Genomic DNA, 15,193 nt, shown 5'->3' with positions numbered 1-15,193 from the left:
AGTCAAAACCTCTTGTCATGGCTGAACCCGAACTGAGCCCAACGGACACACCGTCACGTCATGGATCCCCAACACCAGCGCTGGCTCATCAAAAAGGGTCACCCCGCTTAACTGGATCACATCATGGGAATAACTCGCTTCGGAAGCCGCTCGGAGTGAACGTTTGGGGCCATGCCCACCTGATACCAACGGGGCGTATCCGTCATACCCATCTGCACCGGCATCAGAATCGGCGTAGAGCATGATGACGGAGGAACCCCCGGATAGCGGGTCGGTGCCACGGCTTATCTCGGCACCATCCGGAACCCCATCGGAGTCAGAATCCGGGGACTGAGGATCTGTTTGATAAATCAAGGTTTCACGGGCATCCGCCAGCCCATCCTGATCAGTATCAAGATCCGCATTCCCGGCCTGATAAAAACAGAGGCGGGCATCCGGGTTAGTTAAATCCGTCCATACCAACGCAGGACTGCCTGCCGCAGGGAGGCCCGCCTCGCGAAGACCCCACCGGCCGCTCTGGAGATTGGTGGATACATAGATATCCAGCCGGTTTGAAAACGTGGTGGGATAATCAATCTGAAGACGGATCGCCCCGCCTGCTGGCGCGAGCAGGGAAAGGACAATATTGGAGTCGGCGGCTTCAGGGCGGTCCCCCGCCGTCACCTCGCCAATGGCGAGCCAGCCGCCACACAGCCCGCATACTGCTATTTCGAAAACGCGATTCCGCCTCACCCAACCACCTCCTTGCGCCACAGCTTAAAGATAGCTTCGTATAGCTATCTATTAGATGAGCGCGTTTTAGCTTTTATTAGCTAAATGCGCAAGGAGTTATTTAGATTTTATTTAGAAACTCTTCTCACAGCCTCTGCACCGTCTGGCCACCCTCGACCATGATGACCTGGCCGGTGGAATAGGCCAGATCGCCGCGGGCCAGCATGGCCGCGGCGCGGCCGACGTCGGCCGGGACGCCCCAGCGGGCTTGCAGGAGCAGCCCCTCGCCGATCAGCTTGTCGTACTTGGTCGTCACACCGGAGGTCATATCGGTTTTGATAATGCCGGGCCGGATTTCAAAGACGGGCAGATCGTATTCACCCAGCCGGGCGGCAAATAGCTTGGTGGCCATACTGACGCCGGCCTTGGTAATGCAATAATCGCCACGATTGACCGACGCCACCGCGGCGGAAATGGAGGAGACATTGATAATGCACCCGGTAAACGCGGCACTGGCCTGCTTCTGTTCGATCATCCAGTTCGCCACCGCCTGGGTCAGGAAATAGGGCCCCTGCAGATTGATGCGGATCAGCCGCTCGAAACTTTCCTCGGTCGCTTCAAGGATATCCGCCCGCACGGACGGCGCCACCCCGGCATTGTTCACCAGGACATTCAGCCGGCCGAAATGCCGCCGGACTTCAGCCACCAGGTTTTCCCGGTCAGCCTTGAGGCTGACATCCGCTTTGACATACAGGATTTCCCGACCCGTTTCCCGCAGCGGAGCCAGGACCCCTGTTACCTCGGATGCGGCACGCATCCCGCACACACATAAGTCAAACCCATCCCGTGCCAGAGCCTGGGCGACTCCCATCCCGATCCCCCGGCTTCCGCCGGTCACCAACGCTACTTTGCTCATGCCTTAAGCTCCGGAATCGTCACCCAGGCCCGCTTGGACCATGATTCGATCCCCTTCTCGGCCAGTTGCACACCCTTGGCGCCTTCCAGCAAGGTCCAACGGAAGGGCTCATCCTTGACGACATGGCGCAGGAACAGTTCCCATTGAACCTTGAACGCATTGTCGTACTCGCGCTGTTCCGGCAGCTTCTGCCAACCATCCTGGAAGTTGATCGGCTGTGGGATGTCGGGATTCCAGACGGCGCGCGGGGTGGCCCCGTAGGACTGAATCACCACATCGCGTAACCCGGCCACCGCCGACCCCAGCGTGCCATCCACCTGCAACGTGAGCAGGTCGTCGCGTCGCACGCGCGTGCACCAGGAGGAATTGAACTGCGCCAGGATATCGCCCGCCAGCTCGAAGGTGGCATAGGCTGAATCATCGGCCGTACAGGTATACGGCTTGCCCGCTTCGTCATACCTCGTCTCAATGTGCGTCGCCCCGCGGCAGGATACCGCCTGAACTGCGCCGAAGACATCATCCAGCACATACCGCCAGTGGCAGAGCATGTCCACGATCATCCCGCCGCCATCTTCCTTGCGGTAATTCCAGGAGGGACGCTGAAGCGGAATGGTATCTCCCTCGAACACCCAGTACCCGAACTCACCGCGCACGGAAAGAATCTTCCCGAAGAAGCCGCGATGGATGAGTTCCTTCAACTTCATCAGGCCAGGTAGCCACAACTTATCCTGAACCACCCCGTTCTTGACCCCCGCTTTTTTGGCAAGGGTATAAAGTTCATAGGCCGCTTCGACCGAAACCGCCGTAGGCTTTTCGCAATAGATGTGCTTGCCGGCCTTGATTGCCTGCTTCACGGCCTGGGCACGCCGGTCCGTGGTCTGCGCATCAAAATAGATGATATTATGCTTATCCGCCATCACCTCATCCAGGTTGGTCGTCCAGCGGAGAGGCAGGCCGGCCCGCTTGACCAGTTGCTGCAACTTGACTGAATTGCGTCCGACCAGGACGGGATCGGGCATGATAAATTCAGAGTCACTGATTTTGACCCCACCCTGTTTGATGATGGCGCAAATTGAGCGCAACAGGTGCTGGTTGGTCCCCATGCGCCCCGTCACCCCGTTCATGATAATCCCGACATTATGTATTTTTATATCACTCATGATGTTCTCCTTTAGTTGCAATTCAATGCACCTTTACGGATGCGGCAAGGACGAGGGCGTCCCTCGTCAATTGCTCAATTTTGCCCCACTCCTTGCCTGCGATCAGTTTCTTCTCCACAATCCAGGACCCGCCGATGGCGGCGACGCAAGGGCGTTCCAGATAACTACGCATGTTGTCCAGGCCGATGCCGCCCGTGGGCAGGAACTTCACACCGGTGTGACCATACGGCCCTTCCAGCGCCTTAAGCATGGTCACCCCGCCGGCGGCCTCCGCCGGAAAGAATTTCAGGATCCGGCAATTCAAGGCCAGCGCCTGCTCCACCTCGGAGGGGGTCATCACGCCCGGGAACATCATGATCCCGGCCTGGGCGGCCGCGGTTACCACGGTCTCGTTAAACCCGGGGGCCAGGGCATAGGTGGCTCCGGCATCCTTGGCGCGCTTCAACTGATCCACGCCCAGGACCGTTCCCGCACCCAGCAGGATTTCCGGGAAGCGTCTGGCAATTCGGCGGATCGACGCTTCTGCCGCCGCCGTACGGAACGTGATCTCCATGATATCCAGCCCCGCCTTGAGCAGGGCTTCGGCCAGGGGTTCGGCCTGTTCCTCATGATCCAATACGATCACCGGGACGATCCGTTTACTGGTAATGCGATCCAACATCGTTTTTTCGTTCATAGTGGTTTCTCCGTGCATTGCGGGGTGGCACCCGCCGGCAGCGGGGGCGCCTCGACCCCGGCTTTCGGCAGCGTGCCCGCCAGTTCCTGTTTCCAATGGGCCACGTCACCTGCTGGCCCGTAAGTATAGATCATTTTCAACGGGGTTGAGCCCAGGTTTGAGATCTGATGAAACACGCCACTGGGGATGTAGGCCGCCTGGCCCGCGGTCAGGATCTGTCGCTCAGCCCCGAGGCACATCTCCGCCTGACCCTCAAGTACGAAATAGACCTCTTCCTGCTCCTGATTGTGCCAGGGCACCTGTCCGCCCTGGGGATCCAGGGTGACGAATCCAACGGCAAAGGCTTTGGCCTGGATGGGGGAAACCCCTCCCACCAGATTCTGGGTCCGTCGCCGGGCCGGATAACGCCGGCCTTCAATCTTACTCAAGTCTGCTACGATCATGGGGTGTGTCCTTTGTTCTGTGTTAAAAAAAGGTGAGATACGGTTTACGATCAATGAGCCGCTGCACATAGAGGGCCGCCTCACGCGCATGGTAATCGCCCCACATGCTCGACTCCCCGCAGGGCACCTTCTGTCCACGCGGAATCGCATCCCAGCCATTGGGCCGGTGATACACGGAATGCAGGACCAGGCCCTGATGTCTGGCCGCCGTGCTCAGATACGGTTCACTGAGCAAGGTGTCGAGAACCGTCAGGCCGGCTTGAGAGTAGAGAGCAGAGAGTCGTGAGTCGTGACTCTTTAAATACGCACCCAACCTCATCAGTCCCTGCGCCGCGATGGCGGCCGCCGAGCTGTCGACTGGTTCATGCGCATTGAAGGGATCAGCGGAACGACTCAAATAATGGCCCATCTGGCTCAAGCCCGGCGCTCCGGTATCCCAATAGGGAATGCCGTCAGTGGGGGTATTTTCGAGATAGAAGTCCGCCGTGGCACAGGCCGCCTTCAGGAACAGGGCCTCGATCTCCTTACGTCCTCCCAGTGGTTTCAGTTCAGCGTCCGGCCGGGTCGCCAGGAATTCCAGTTGCTCGGCGTACCCGCAGAGAATCCAGGCCAGGCCGCGCGTCCAGGTCGAAAAGGGCGAATAGCCCTGCTGGGAGTTGGGGCAACGGAAACACCCGTCATTCAGATTGAATACCCCCTCGTGGGCGACCCGTCCGCGAACATCATAGGCATCGCGCCCCTCCCCGTAAAATACCACGTAGCGGGCAGTGGTACGGGCATGCTGGATCACGCGCTCCAACAGCGAGGTTTTTACGTCATTCTCCCCCATCAGGGCGTGACCCAGCTGATGACTCACCGCCAGGGCGCGCAGGGAACGGATCGTGTCGGCAAACAGTGAATGCGGGCCGTTAAAGGAGTAGATGTATCCGCCCTCCTTGAGCGACGTCCAGCGCCGGGCCTGCACGGCTCCCGACACTTTCATCGCCAGTTCATAGTAGGCCTGTTCCCAGGGGGTCGCCTCAATCCGGCCTTCAGCGGCCAACCGCAGGAGATGCCCGTAGGTACTGACATTGTTAAAGCCGTGGTCGTGGACCCCGAAATGCGTCAGGTGCGGCGCCATCCGCTCCACGGTTTGCTTCCGGCCAAGGTCGAGGAAGGCCGTATCCCCGGTGGCATCAAATTGAATCAACGCCGCGCCGTACTGAAAGCCCTGGGTCCATTCCGTCCAGCCGCGCGAGGTGTAGCGGCCCTGCCGGGTAAACACCGGCGCCCCCTTGGAGTCATCGTAGTCCTTCTCGATCCGGCGGATCTTGTCGCCCGATAACGCCCAGAAGCGCTGCAGCTTAGGCTGAAGTTTCGCTGCCGACAGGGTCTTGTTAATCTTGATCATACTAGAACCGCTTTCCTTTCTTCAGGTGCAGAATCAGAATCTGACAGTCTTCAATGACTTCATAAGAATGTTCGAGAATGGCATCAAATTGGACACATTCACCGGCCTTGATCACGGGCTGTTCGTGGGGCAATTGAACCCGGATCCGGCCGCGCAAGACCCAGCACACCTCAAGATCATCATGATGGATTTCCGGATTGGACACCTGTCCCCCCGCCCGGGCCTCGCCCAACAACGCCCGGATATTCCCGTATTTAATTTCCCGGAAGGAAAAGGCCCCCGAGCGGTGACTTGATTCCGTTGCGCGGTGCGAGGTGCGCGATTCGGCGAGCAACAGCAGATCCGTGGTATTCATGCCGAAGGCCCGGCTCAGACTGAACAGCGTGGTCAGTTCGGCGGACGTCTGATTCCGCTCCAGTTTGGAGATCACCGCCGGGGACACGCCGGTTTTTGAGGATAATTCATCAATGGTCCATCCTTCCCGCTTGCGTAACTCGCGCAGGATCTCAAAATCGAACATCTTCGCGAGCGGCTCAGACGTTTTTTTATTTTTTGGTGTCGCCATAAATATTCCCAGAGAATAAATATAGGCGGAATATATATCTTCAGGGAATATTCGTCAAATGTCTTTTTAAATGGAGGGCGCGGCTCCGTCAGCGCCGGGCACAAAGCTAGCCATTACCGAGTAGGCAGTGCCTTCAGCCACTGTTTCAGGGTGGCCGCCTCAGCGGGAAGCAGTGCCGGGTCGTCATCGGGCACAAACTCCAGCATCGCGAAGCAGTCACCGGGAACCGTGGTGGCAAGGGCGAGGTAGCGAGACCAGCGATCGGCGCCTGCCGCCAAGGGCAGGCGGTGGGCGGCATCCGGCCACCAGTGGAAGACGTGCAGGTGGGCCAGCTGCGGCAAGACCTGCGTCAAGCTGGCTAATGCCTCTTTGACGCCATTACCGACACGCGGTTGCCAATAGGTCTTGAAATTATCATGCCCGACCGCGGCCAGATAGGTGGTCGTGGAGAGATCGGTGTCCGTCAGCGTCCCTCCGTGGTATTCGCTGGCCACAACGATGCCGGCGTGAGCCGCCATCCCGGCGATCCGGCGGCTATCCGCCACAATGCCGGCACGGGTGGCCGCATCCGTCTCCGTAGAGCCCTTCGGTCCCGCCCAGATGCGGATGACCGGAGCCCCGAGGACGCGGGCGGTTTCAAGGACAGACTCAAACGACAGGCCTGCGGCTTCCGAAGCACCCGCACGGTAATAGGACCCATAGGCCGCCACGGTCAAGCCGGCATCGGATGTCAGCCGCCGCACCTCAGCGGCCTGCGCGAGATTCCCATGCGGCACATGCACATCGCCGCCCCACTCGATCCCCGCCAACCCGGCCGCCGCCGAGGCGTCAACCACCTGACGCGGGGTCAGCTTGCGGAACGTGATGGAGACCAGACCGGGACGGATCTTTCTCATGCGAGCAGGGCCGCTTTCTCACGGGTGACCTGCCAGGCGAGCGGCTGCCCCGCACAGAACCGGTCGAGTTCTTCAATCATATAGCGGCCCATCCGGCGGCATTCGTTGTCCATGGACCCCGCAATATGGGGGGTCAGGAAAACGTTGGGAAGCGTGTAAAGGGGAGAGTCCGCCACCGGCGGCTCAGGATAGGTGACATCCAGTACCGCGAACAGATCGGGCCGCCGTTGCAAAACCTCAATCATTTCGGCCTCACGCACGACCGCGCCCCGCGCCGTATTTACAAAGGTGGCCCCCGGCTTCATGGACGCCAGCAGATCACCCGTGATCAACCCTTCGGTCTCCTTGAGCCAGGGGGTATGAAGCGATACCACGTCCGATTCCCTGAAGAGCACCTCGAGCGGGACCAGCGTGACCCCCAGCCGAGCCGCCTCCTCATGCTTGGCAAAGGGATCGTAGGCCAGCACCTTGACATCGAAGGGGCGGAGCCGCTCGCGGACCAGCCGGGCAATCATCCCCAAGGATACCAACCCCACGGTGGTGCCGTAAGCGCCGGGCACCGTCCGGTCCCCTGAGGCACGGGGATTCGCGCAGTAGGCGCGATTCAAGCGAAACGCCTGCTTCAAACTGAACAGGATCGCCGCCAGGGTGAATTCCGCGACGGGCACGGCATTGGCGCCCCAGGCGCTGCTCAACAGAATCTGGCGCTGCCAGAACGGCTCGGTCACGAATCCCTTGACGGAGCCCGCCGCATAGAACACGGCCTTGAGCCGGGGGGCTGCGGCGAGGAACGGCTCGTCAAGCAAGGCCATTCCCCAGCTTGAGAAAATAAGGTCGGTTTGGCGTAGCACCTCCGGGTGCTCCAGAATGGTTTTGGCATTATAAGGAGGCGCCAGGAGCGTCACCCGCGCGGCAATGTCACGCTGTTCCTCCGGGCCATAGACCTTTTCAAAAATCCCGTCCCCGAGAATATACACCGCATTCATGCGTTCAGAACTCATCCCGCTCCCAAATTTATGGTATCGCCCTTGGCCAGATACTGGCCGGGTTATTTTTTTAAAAGGTCTCTAATTTCGACCAGAAGTTTGGCCTCGGCGGTCGGTTCGGCCGGGAGGGCCGCCTTGGCGGCTTCCTTCTTATGCATGGCATTCAACCCCTTGATCATCAGGAAGATGGCGAAGGCCACGATCACAAAATCAATGACCGTATTGATGAACAGGCCATAATTAATGGTGGCCACCCCGGCCGCCTTGGCCTCGAGCAGGGTCTTGAAGGGCCCCTTGTCCGGATCCAAGGCGACAAACAGGTTGGAGAAATCCACACCGCCCATGAGTTTTCCGATGGGCGGCATCAGCACGTCGGTGACCAGGGACGAGACAATCTTGCCGAATGCCCCGCCGATGATGATCCCGATGGCCATATCCATCACATTGCCCTTCATCGCAAACTGCTTGAACTCCTGTATCATGCTCATACGGACCTCCTTTGGTTTAGCGCTTCCTCACACACCTTACTCCACGGGCATCTGGCCGGGCCGCAGATGCTTGACCTTCCAGGGCAGCCCGAAGTGATTGAGCTCTTCCATGAAGGGATCCGGATTGAACTGCTCCACATTGAAGACGCCAGCATCGCACCAGGCGCCCGTGACCACCAGCCGCGCCCCGATGGCGGCCGGCACCCCGGTGGTGTAGGAAATGGCCTGCGATTTGACTTCCTTCCAGCACTGGGCATGGTCGCAGACATTATAGATGTAGATCTTCCGTTTCTTCCCGTCCTTAACCCCCTCCATCATGCAACCGATATTGGTCTTCCCCGTGTAGTTCTTGCCCAGGGAGGAGGGCTCCGGCAGAATCGCCTTGAGGAATTTCAGCGGCACTACCGGCTTGCCCTCATACATCACGGGATCGATCCGGGTCATCCCGACATTCTCCAGCACGCGCAGATGCGTCAGGTACTGTTCACCAAACGTCATCCAGAACCGGATGCGCTTGAGTCCCTTGACGTTCCGGACCAGGGATTCCAGCTCCTCGTGATACATCAGGTACATTTCCTTCGGGCCCACCTCGGGAAAGTTGAATGTCTGGTGAACCGACAGCGGATCGGTCTCTTTCCATTTTCCATTCTCCCAGTACTTGCCGCGCGCGGTAATCTCACGGATATTGATCTCGGGATTGAAGTTGGTGGCAAAGGCCTTGCCATGGGAACCGGCGTTGCAGTCGAGAATATCCACCGTATGAATTTCATCGAAATAATGTTTCAGGGCATAGGCGATGAAGATGTTGGAGACGCCGGGATCGAAGCCACACCCCAGAACGGCCAGCAAGCCCCGTTCACGGAACGTCCGATGATACTTCCACTGCCACTTGTACTCGAACTTCGCCTTGTCCGGCGGCTCATAGTTGGCGGTGTCCAGATAATCCACCCCGGTCGCCAGACAGGCCTCCATGATGGACAGGTCCTGGTAAGGAAGCGCCACATTGATCAGGATATCGGGATTGAACTTCTTGATGAGGCGCACCACCTCGAGGGGCTTGTCGGCATCCACCTTGGCCGTCTTGATATCCGCCTTCAGCTGGGAGGCAATCACCTTGCACTTTTCCTCCGTGCGGCTGGCCAGACAGATCTCGTCAAAGATCTCAGGCATTTGCGCACACTTGTGAGTCACCACGCCGCCCACCCCACCCGCGCCGATAATCAGAACTTTGCTCATAACCATGCTCTCCCGAATAACCTGAATTGTGCCTCATTAAATAACAGGGTTGATACTAGCGACTCGCCTGAAGAAGGTCAAATGATGGAAATACTATCCCATCAGGGATCTCCTGAGGGGATAATAAGGGGTTGCCTGATTGCGGAAAGGGCCCCACAGCGTATCTTGTTGATCAGTCAATGAAGGAGTCCTCAATCATGGAATTGCCCGAACAAGAAAGCCCGGAGGAAATTTTTCGTCTGCTCCGGCCTGACCTCCTGGCCATCATCGCGGATTCTGTACGCGACCGGCTCTTCCTGCTCCAGGTTGAGCCTGATGAAGACTTCCGATTCCTCTGCGTCAACGAAGCCTTCCTGCTGGGAACCGGGCTCAATGAGGACCAGGTGATCGGTAAGTTCCTGCAGGAGGTCACTCCCTCACCCTTCCATTCCTTTGTGAAATCCAAATTCCAGGAGGCGATCCGGGATAACACCACGGTCATCTGGACGGAACAGGCCACCACCCTGCAGGGACCGCATGAGGGGGAGGTCGCCGTGAGCCCCATCACGGATGAATCCGGAAAAATCGTCCAGCTGGCGGGGGTCATCCGGGACGTGACCTGGCGCAAGAATGCCGAAGCGGAAGGGCGCGAACTGACCTGCCATCTCCTCCAGCTTCAGGACGAGGAACGCCGCCGGATCGGTCGCGAATTACACGATTCAACGGCCCAGGAACTGGCGGCGGTCGGCATGAATCTCGGCCTGGTCCTGCAACGGAATGAAGGCCGCGACGCCACGGACGATGCCCTGCTATCCGACTCGCTCGCCATTGTCGACCAATGCAACCGTGAAATCCGGACCCTGGCCTACCTGTTGCACCCCCCCTTGTTGGAGGATGTCGGACTGGCGGCGGCCGCCCGTGAATACACCGTTGGATTTTCACAGCGAAGCGGAATCCAGACGACACTCGACGTCAGTCCCGACCTGGGCCGGCTCCCCCCCCTTACCGAACAGGCCCTCTTCCGGGTATTGCAGGAAAGTTTGGGCAATGTCCATCGCCATTCCGGAAGTCCCGTGGCCGATATCCGGCTCTGGCACGAAAACGGCCATGTCACCCTTGAAATCAAAGACCAAGGGCGCGGACTGCCGCCCGGCCTGCTCACCGGCGAAGGCGGTAAACTGGCGAAGGTGGGAGTAGGGATTGCCGGCATGCGGGAACGCCTGCGCCAACTTGGCGGCCGGTTCTCAATAGAATCCAGCGCCCGGGGAACCACCGTTCGGGCCATGGTTTCAGAAAAGCCGGGTGACACATGAATCCCCTCCGCATTTTGATTGCTGACGATCATGAGCTGATCCGCAAAGGCCTTCGCGCCCTTTTGGAGAGCCAAGCGGGCTGGCAGATCTGCGGAGAAGCGGTGAACGGCCGCCAGGCGGTGGAACTGGCCCGGCAATTGAAGCCTGATATTACCGTGATGGATGTGACCATGCCTGAACTCAATGGCCTGGATGCCACACGCCAGATATTGAAAGATCGCCCGAAAACAGAAGTCCTGATCCTCACCGTCCATGAGTCTGAACAATTGGTGAGCGAGGTCCTTGCCACGGGCGCACGGGGCTATATCCTCAAGGGAGACACCACACGCCTGCTCTTCACCGCCATTGAAGCGATTGCCCAACATAAGCCATTCTTCACCGGCGCGGCCTCCGAAGTGGTCCTGGGGGGCTATTTAAGACCCGTCCAACCCGTCCAGAAAGAGGGCCTGGTGCTTCCCCGCCTGACGGCCCGCGAGCGCGAGATTGTCCAGCTTCTCACAGAGGGCGGCAGCAATAAGGAGGTGGCGGTGGCGCTCGGCATCAGTATCAAGACCGTGGATGCCCACCGCGCCAATGTCATGCACAAACTCAACCTTCATTCCGTCACCGAACTCGTCCGTTATGCGATCCGTAATCATATTATCGCCGCCTGAAACAGGATTTTCCACATCTATAGGTGAAAACACCTAGATGTTTTACGAGCCCGAATTAGGGAAAGCAAAACGTTTATTTTTGCTGCCCCCTGCGTCATACTGGTCTCATGAAAAGAGAACCAGACATGTTAGACAGGGGTTGCCGGACCAGCGCGCGCCGGGTCAGTATCTGGATACTGACCGGGTGCATGCTGGGCTTCATGCCTTGTGACATGCTGAAAGCGGCAGAACTGCTCCTCGCATGGGATGCCGCCGCCAACGCTTCCGATGGGTCCCCCGTGGCCGATGTCGCCGGATACCGGCTCTACTACGGCACGACCTCCGGCGGCTACTCCAACATGATTCCCGCCGGGCTTTCACTTACCGCCACGGCCACCAATCTCCAGGCAGGGACGCCGTATTACTTCGCCGTGGCCGCCTACAACGCGGCCGGGGTCGAGAGCAGTCTCTCCGCAGAACTTACCTGGACCTCCCCGCTATCCAATCTCGTTGACACGGATAAGGATGGCATGACGGACTGGGAGGAGCAAATGGCGGGCACCGACCCGTATAATTCCCATTCCGTATTCAGCATGACGATCTCTAATGCTCCTGCTGCGAGGGGCGCTCCGGGGACTGTGTTGCAGTGGACCAGTGTGTCAGGCAGGTATTACCAGGTGCTGCGGAGCATGGACCTGATGGCGACGCCCCCTTTCAGCAATGTGGGCTCGCCGATCCAGGCCACCGGCCCCATCACCTCTTTTACAGACATTGACAGCCCCACCACTGGGGCTCGCTTTTACCAGATTCAGGTGGAGCCATAGGACTATGCAAGGCGAGCGCAATGAAAACGAAAGTACAGGTACTGGAAGGATCCTGCGGGGAACTCTCCCCGCCGCTTCGCACGCTTGTTGTGGATGATTCGTCGATATTCCTGACCTGCCTGACCCGCCTCCTTCAATTACAAAAAACCATTCAAGTGGTTGGCACGGCAGCCGATGGCCGCGAAGCGCTGGACAAAGCCCGCCAACTCATCCCCGACCTGGTGCTGCTGGATCTGCATATGCCGGTGATGGATGGATTTCAAACGGCCTCCCAGTTACGCCAACAGGTACCCCATAGCCGCATCATCATCATGACTGTGGATGAGGCCGCCTCCCTCGCAACGGCCTGCCTGACTCATGGGGCCCACGGCTTTGTCACGAAAAGTAAAGTGATCAATACCCTGATGGATGAGATTCAACATGTATTTACAGCCGCCCTCCCTCGTGAGGACAGGAGGAACCCATGAAAACAACACGTAACAACATCCATGCCTATCGCCTGTCGGGGGCGCTCTTCCTCTGGCTTCTGGCGCTGGGCTTCATGATTCCATGCGCGCCCATCCCGTCACTGGCCGCAACCACGGCCCTGCTGACCTGGGAGGCTCCCGCCCAACCTGCGGATGGCTCCCCTATAACGGGCCTTGCAGGATATCGCCTCCATTACGGAACAGACTCACAGGTCTACTCCGCCACCGTGGATGTCGGTCTTACGTTAACCGCAACCCTGACCAATCTACAGGAGGGGCTTCCCTATTTTGCAACGGTGGCCGCCTACAACGAGAGCGGGATCGAGGGAGAATATGCGCCGGAGTTAACATGGACCCCGTCGGTCTCACGCCCCTTGGATCATTTTACCTGGGGCCCGGTCCCTTCCCCCCAAACCGCCGGCACACCGGTTGACGTCTCCCTCCTCGCTCAAGACGCCTCAAATCTCACGGTCTCCAGCTTTAGCGGGAGCGTCCAGCTCTCGGGCCTGATGTCGAAAACATCCAGCCTGGGAAGCGGCTCGGGAAGTTCCATCTATCCCCTGGCCACCTCCAGTGACGATGCCCGGACACAGGTAATTTACCTGCCCGGCGAAGTGGGGCCAGCCGGCTGGATTCAAGCGGTGGCCCTGAACGTGAAAACTGCTCCCGGCCAGACGCTTAAAAACTGGACCCTCCGCCTCAAACACACCCCCCTGGTCAGTTACACCTTGAAATCGGTGTGGGAGAGCAGCGGTTGGTCGGTGGTGTACCAGACCAATCTGACGGTGTCAGCCACAGGTCTGATCTATTTCCCGCTTTCACCCCAGTTCTACTATAACGGGACTGACAATTTGATGGTGGATTTCAGCTTCAACAATACCAGTCATACTCGTGATGGCTACTCGATGTACACGCCGGTAGTTGCGAAGCGTACCCTTTATTTCAAGGCGAACGGGACCTACGGAGACCCCTTGCTCTGGTCCAAAACCACCCCACGGCCCAACCTGTCCGCCTCCATCCCCAACCTCCTGCTCCAGTTTGCCAGTCCCGCAACGATTACCCCGACCCAGACCACCTCCTTTGCAAGCGGCCTGTGGCAGGGGAAAATCACGATCCCGAATTCGGCCAGCAGTGTCCTGCTGTCCGCCACCGATAATGCCGGGCACACAGGAAACAGCAGCTCATTTGCGGTGCTGGCGGCAACAGGCACTCCCCTTCAGGCGGCAGCCCTGAATCTCACCAGCCTCGCTTCCGCATTGCCCCCTGATGATTTTGACGGTGACGGGATGCCGGATACTCAGGAGTTGCTCGCCGGCACCGATCCTTATGATCCTGATTCGACCCTGAAACTGACCGGCGTGAAGACGCCGGCGGGCCTCCCTGCGATAGGCTACACCATTCAGTGGGCTAGTGTGACGGGCCGGACTTACACGGTATTGCGAAGCACGAATTTGATGGCGGCGCCGCCCTTCACCCCCATTGCCTCGTCGATCCAGGGACAGGCGGACCTCACCAGTTACACCGACACCAATGCGACCAATCTGGGTGCATGCTTCTACCAGGTTCAGGTCGAACCCTGAGCAACGCTGGCGTGTGCCTGCTTTTTTTCATACCAGCGTAATAACCATACTATCCCCGCAAATACCGCCAGCGAGAGAAGGAAGAATATCGGACCGCCCCGCTGATGGAGCGGCCCGTGAATCACTCCGGGATCAACATGAATGGTGAGCAGCGAGATCGTCACAATCCTGACCCCATTCCGGAGGAGGCTGAGCGGAATCACCACGAGCACCAGCAAGGTCCGGCTCCAGAGTTTACCCAGCAACACATACCCCGCGACCAGACTGGTGATATAGAGCACCAGGCTCGAATGGATCCCGCTACACTCTTCCGCAACCTGGATCGTCAAATCCGGCAGACAGAACACCAGGCCTTCCCTGAAAACCGGTGTTCCCGTTAGCTTGAACAGGAGATACGCGGTTTCCGCCGAGCCTTGCTGCAACGCGACTCGCAGGAGGTGCGTCACTGAGGGGGGAATCGGCACGATATAATAGAGAAACAACAGGGGAAAGGCGGCACGCATGAAGGTGCCTGTCCCGAAAAAGAATATCACACCCCCGATGATCCCGGTAACGTAGGCGGTCACCGGCAACAACAGCCTCACCGCCTCACCGCCGGTCGAGGGACCTGACACCACCCCAACCTGAAGGATAACCAGGGCGACTGACACCGCCCATAGCAGGACGGCAATACCGCGTTGAACCGCCAAGCCGGAATCCGCCCAGGGAACGACCGGGGAATCGGACGCCCGCACGTGCCGCTTTATGTAGAGCAGATAAACCGAGATACAGGGGATCAAGGGAATATATGAATCCAGTTCAGACCCGAAGGAGAACCGGATAAGCCTGATCAGAACGACCGCAAAAGCCGCGCTCCACAACCCCAGGAACACCCGGAATCCACTCCACGGCATCTGAGGGCATAACCTGCCAACCGTTGCCATGGTGATTC

At 58.8% G+C, this 15,193-nt stretch carries 17 protein-coding genes; 5 read left to right on the top strand and 12 right to left on the bottom strand.

Translation table 11 applies throughout. The features are described from left to right. Positions 1 to 15: 15 nt before the first annotated feature. The 11 genes from WCS52_02765 to WCS52_02715 all read right to left on the bottom strand — a co-directional run bounded on the left by WCS52_02765 (position 16) and on the right by WCS52_02715 (position 9,467). The gene (locus WCS52_02765) at positions 16 to 732 is read right to left on the bottom strand and encodes a hypothetical protein (protein ID MEI6166094.1); all 717 of its coding nucleotides are present in this window, start codon (positions 730 to 732) and stop codon (positions 16 to 18) included. Positions 733 to 856: 124 nt separating this feature from the next. Beyond that, positions 857 to 1,627: a 3-ketoacyl-ACP reductase gene (locus tag WCS52_02760; protein ID MEI6166093.1), complete on the bottom strand. Its 771-nt coding sequence runs from the start codon at positions 1,625 to 1,627 to the stop codon at positions 857 to 859. Beyond that, positions 1,624 to 2,778 carry a Gfo/Idh/MocA family oxidoreductase gene (locus WCS52_02755; GenBank protein ID MEI6166092.1) on the bottom strand — a complete coding sequence of 385 codons (1,155 nt, stop codon included), beginning with the start codon at positions 2,776 to 2,778 and terminating at the stop codon, positions 1,624 to 1,626. The genes WCS52_02760 and WCS52_02755 overlap by 4 nt, the downstream gene beginning before the upstream one ends. A 31-nt stretch (positions 2,779 to 2,809) precedes the next feature. After that, positions 2,810 to 3,463, bottom strand: coding sequence for a bifunctional 4-hydroxy-2-oxoglutarate aldolase/2-dehydro-3-deoxy-phosphogluconate aldolase (gene eda, locus WCS52_02750; protein ID MEI6166091.1), 654 nt, complete (start codon positions 3,461 to 3,463; stop codon positions 2,810 to 2,812). Continuing rightward, positions 3,460 to 3,906 carry a cupin domain-containing protein gene (locus WCS52_02745; protein MEI6166090.1) on the bottom strand — a complete coding sequence of 149 codons (447 nt, stop codon included), beginning with the start codon at positions 3,904 to 3,906 and terminating at the stop codon, positions 3,460 to 3,462. Before WCS52_02745 ends, eda begins: the two co-directional genes overlap by 4 nt. 22 nt (positions 3,907 to 3,928) lie before the next feature. Further along, complete coding sequence (locus WCS52_02740) at positions 3,929 to 5,296, bottom strand: glycosyl hydrolase (protein ID MEI6166089.1); 1,368 nt, start codon at positions 5,294 to 5,296, stop codon at positions 3,929 to 3,931. Between the two features lies 1 nt (position 5,297). Continuing rightward, complete coding sequence (locus tag WCS52_02735; protein ID MEI6166088.1) at positions 5,298 to 5,861, bottom strand: XRE family transcriptional regulator; 564 nt, start codon at positions 5,859 to 5,861, stop codon at positions 5,298 to 5,300. A 113-nt stretch (positions 5,862 to 5,974) separates the two neighbouring features. Then, positions 5,975 to 6,757 carry a TIM barrel protein gene (locus WCS52_02730; GenBank protein ID MEI6166087.1) on the bottom strand — a complete coding sequence of 261 codons (783 nt, stop codon included), beginning with the start codon at positions 6,755 to 6,757 and terminating at the stop codon, positions 5,975 to 5,977. Then, on the bottom strand, positions 6,754 to 7,758 hold the full coding sequence (locus WCS52_02725; protein MEI6166086.1) for a hydroxyacid dehydrogenase: 1,005 nt from the start codon (positions 7,756 to 7,758) through the stop codon (positions 6,754 to 6,756). The genes WCS52_02730 and WCS52_02725 overlap by 4 nt, the downstream gene beginning before the upstream one ends. 47 nt (positions 7,759 to 7,805) lie before the next feature. Further along, positions 7,806 to 8,231: a large conductance mechanosensitive channel protein MscL gene (gene mscL / locus WCS52_02720; protein ID MEI6166085.1), complete on the bottom strand. Its 426-nt coding sequence runs from the start codon at positions 8,229 to 8,231 to the stop codon at positions 7,806 to 7,808. Positions 8,232 to 8,267: 36 nt separating this feature from the next. Next, positions 8,268 to 9,467 carry a saccharopine dehydrogenase family protein gene (locus WCS52_02715; protein ID MEI6166084.1) on the bottom strand — a complete coding sequence of 400 codons (1,200 nt, stop codon included), beginning with the start codon at positions 9,465 to 9,467 and terminating at the stop codon, positions 8,268 to 8,270. 197 nt (positions 9,468 to 9,664) lie between these two features. Here WCS52_02715 and WCS52_02710 point away from each other — a divergent pair, with 197 nt between their 5' ends. The 5 genes from WCS52_02710 to WCS52_02690 all read left to right on the top strand — a co-directional run bounded on the left by WCS52_02710 (position 9,665) and on the right by WCS52_02690 (position 14,262). Further along, positions 9,665 to 10,759, top strand: coding sequence for a PAS domain-containing sensor histidine kinase (locus WCS52_02710; protein MEI6166083.1), 1,095 nt, complete (start codon positions 9,665 to 9,667; stop codon positions 10,757 to 10,759). Beyond that, positions 10,756 to 11,412, top strand: coding sequence for a response regulator transcription factor (locus WCS52_02705; GenBank protein MEI6166082.1), 657 nt, complete (start codon positions 10,756 to 10,758; stop codon positions 11,410 to 11,412). Before WCS52_02710 ends, WCS52_02705 begins: the two co-directional genes overlap by 4 nt. Positions 11,413 to 11,537: 125 nt before the next feature. Continuing rightward, on the top strand, positions 11,538 to 12,215 hold the full coding sequence (locus tag WCS52_02700; protein ID MEI6166081.1) for a fibronectin type III domain-containing protein: 678 nt from the start codon (positions 11,538 to 11,540) through the stop codon (positions 12,213 to 12,215). Between the two features lie 20 nt (positions 12,216 to 12,235). Continuing rightward, positions 12,236 to 12,682, top strand: a complete 447-nt coding sequence (locus WCS52_02695; GenBank protein MEI6166080.1) for a response regulator transcription factor — start codon at positions 12,236 to 12,238, stop codon at positions 12,680 to 12,682. Next, positions 12,679 to 14,262 (top strand): fibronectin type III domain-containing protein, encoded by a 1,584-nt coding sequence (locus WCS52_02690; protein MEI6166079.1) that lies wholly within the window; start codon positions 12,679 to 12,681, stop codon positions 14,260 to 14,262. Before WCS52_02695 ends, WCS52_02690 begins: the two co-directional genes overlap by 4 nt. Here the strand turns inward: WCS52_02690 and WCS52_02685 are convergent. After that, the gene (locus tag WCS52_02685) at positions 14,247 to 15,185 is read right to left on the bottom strand and encodes an exosortase/archaeosortase family protein (GenBank protein ID MEI6166078.1); all 939 of its coding nucleotides are present in this window, start codon (positions 15,183 to 15,185) and stop codon (positions 14,247 to 14,249) included. The two genes, WCS52_02690 and WCS52_02685, sit on opposite strands and share 16 nt — an antisense overlap. Between the last annotated feature and the right edge of the window lie 8 nt (positions 15,186 to 15,193).

The organism is bacterium (assembly GCA_037128595.1).
In the GTDB taxonomy this organism is placed as follows: domain Bacteria; phylum Verrucomicrobiota; class Kiritimatiellia; order CAIKKV01; family CAITUY01; genus JAABPW01.
This window is presented reverse-complemented; position numbering and strand designations above follow the sequence as displayed.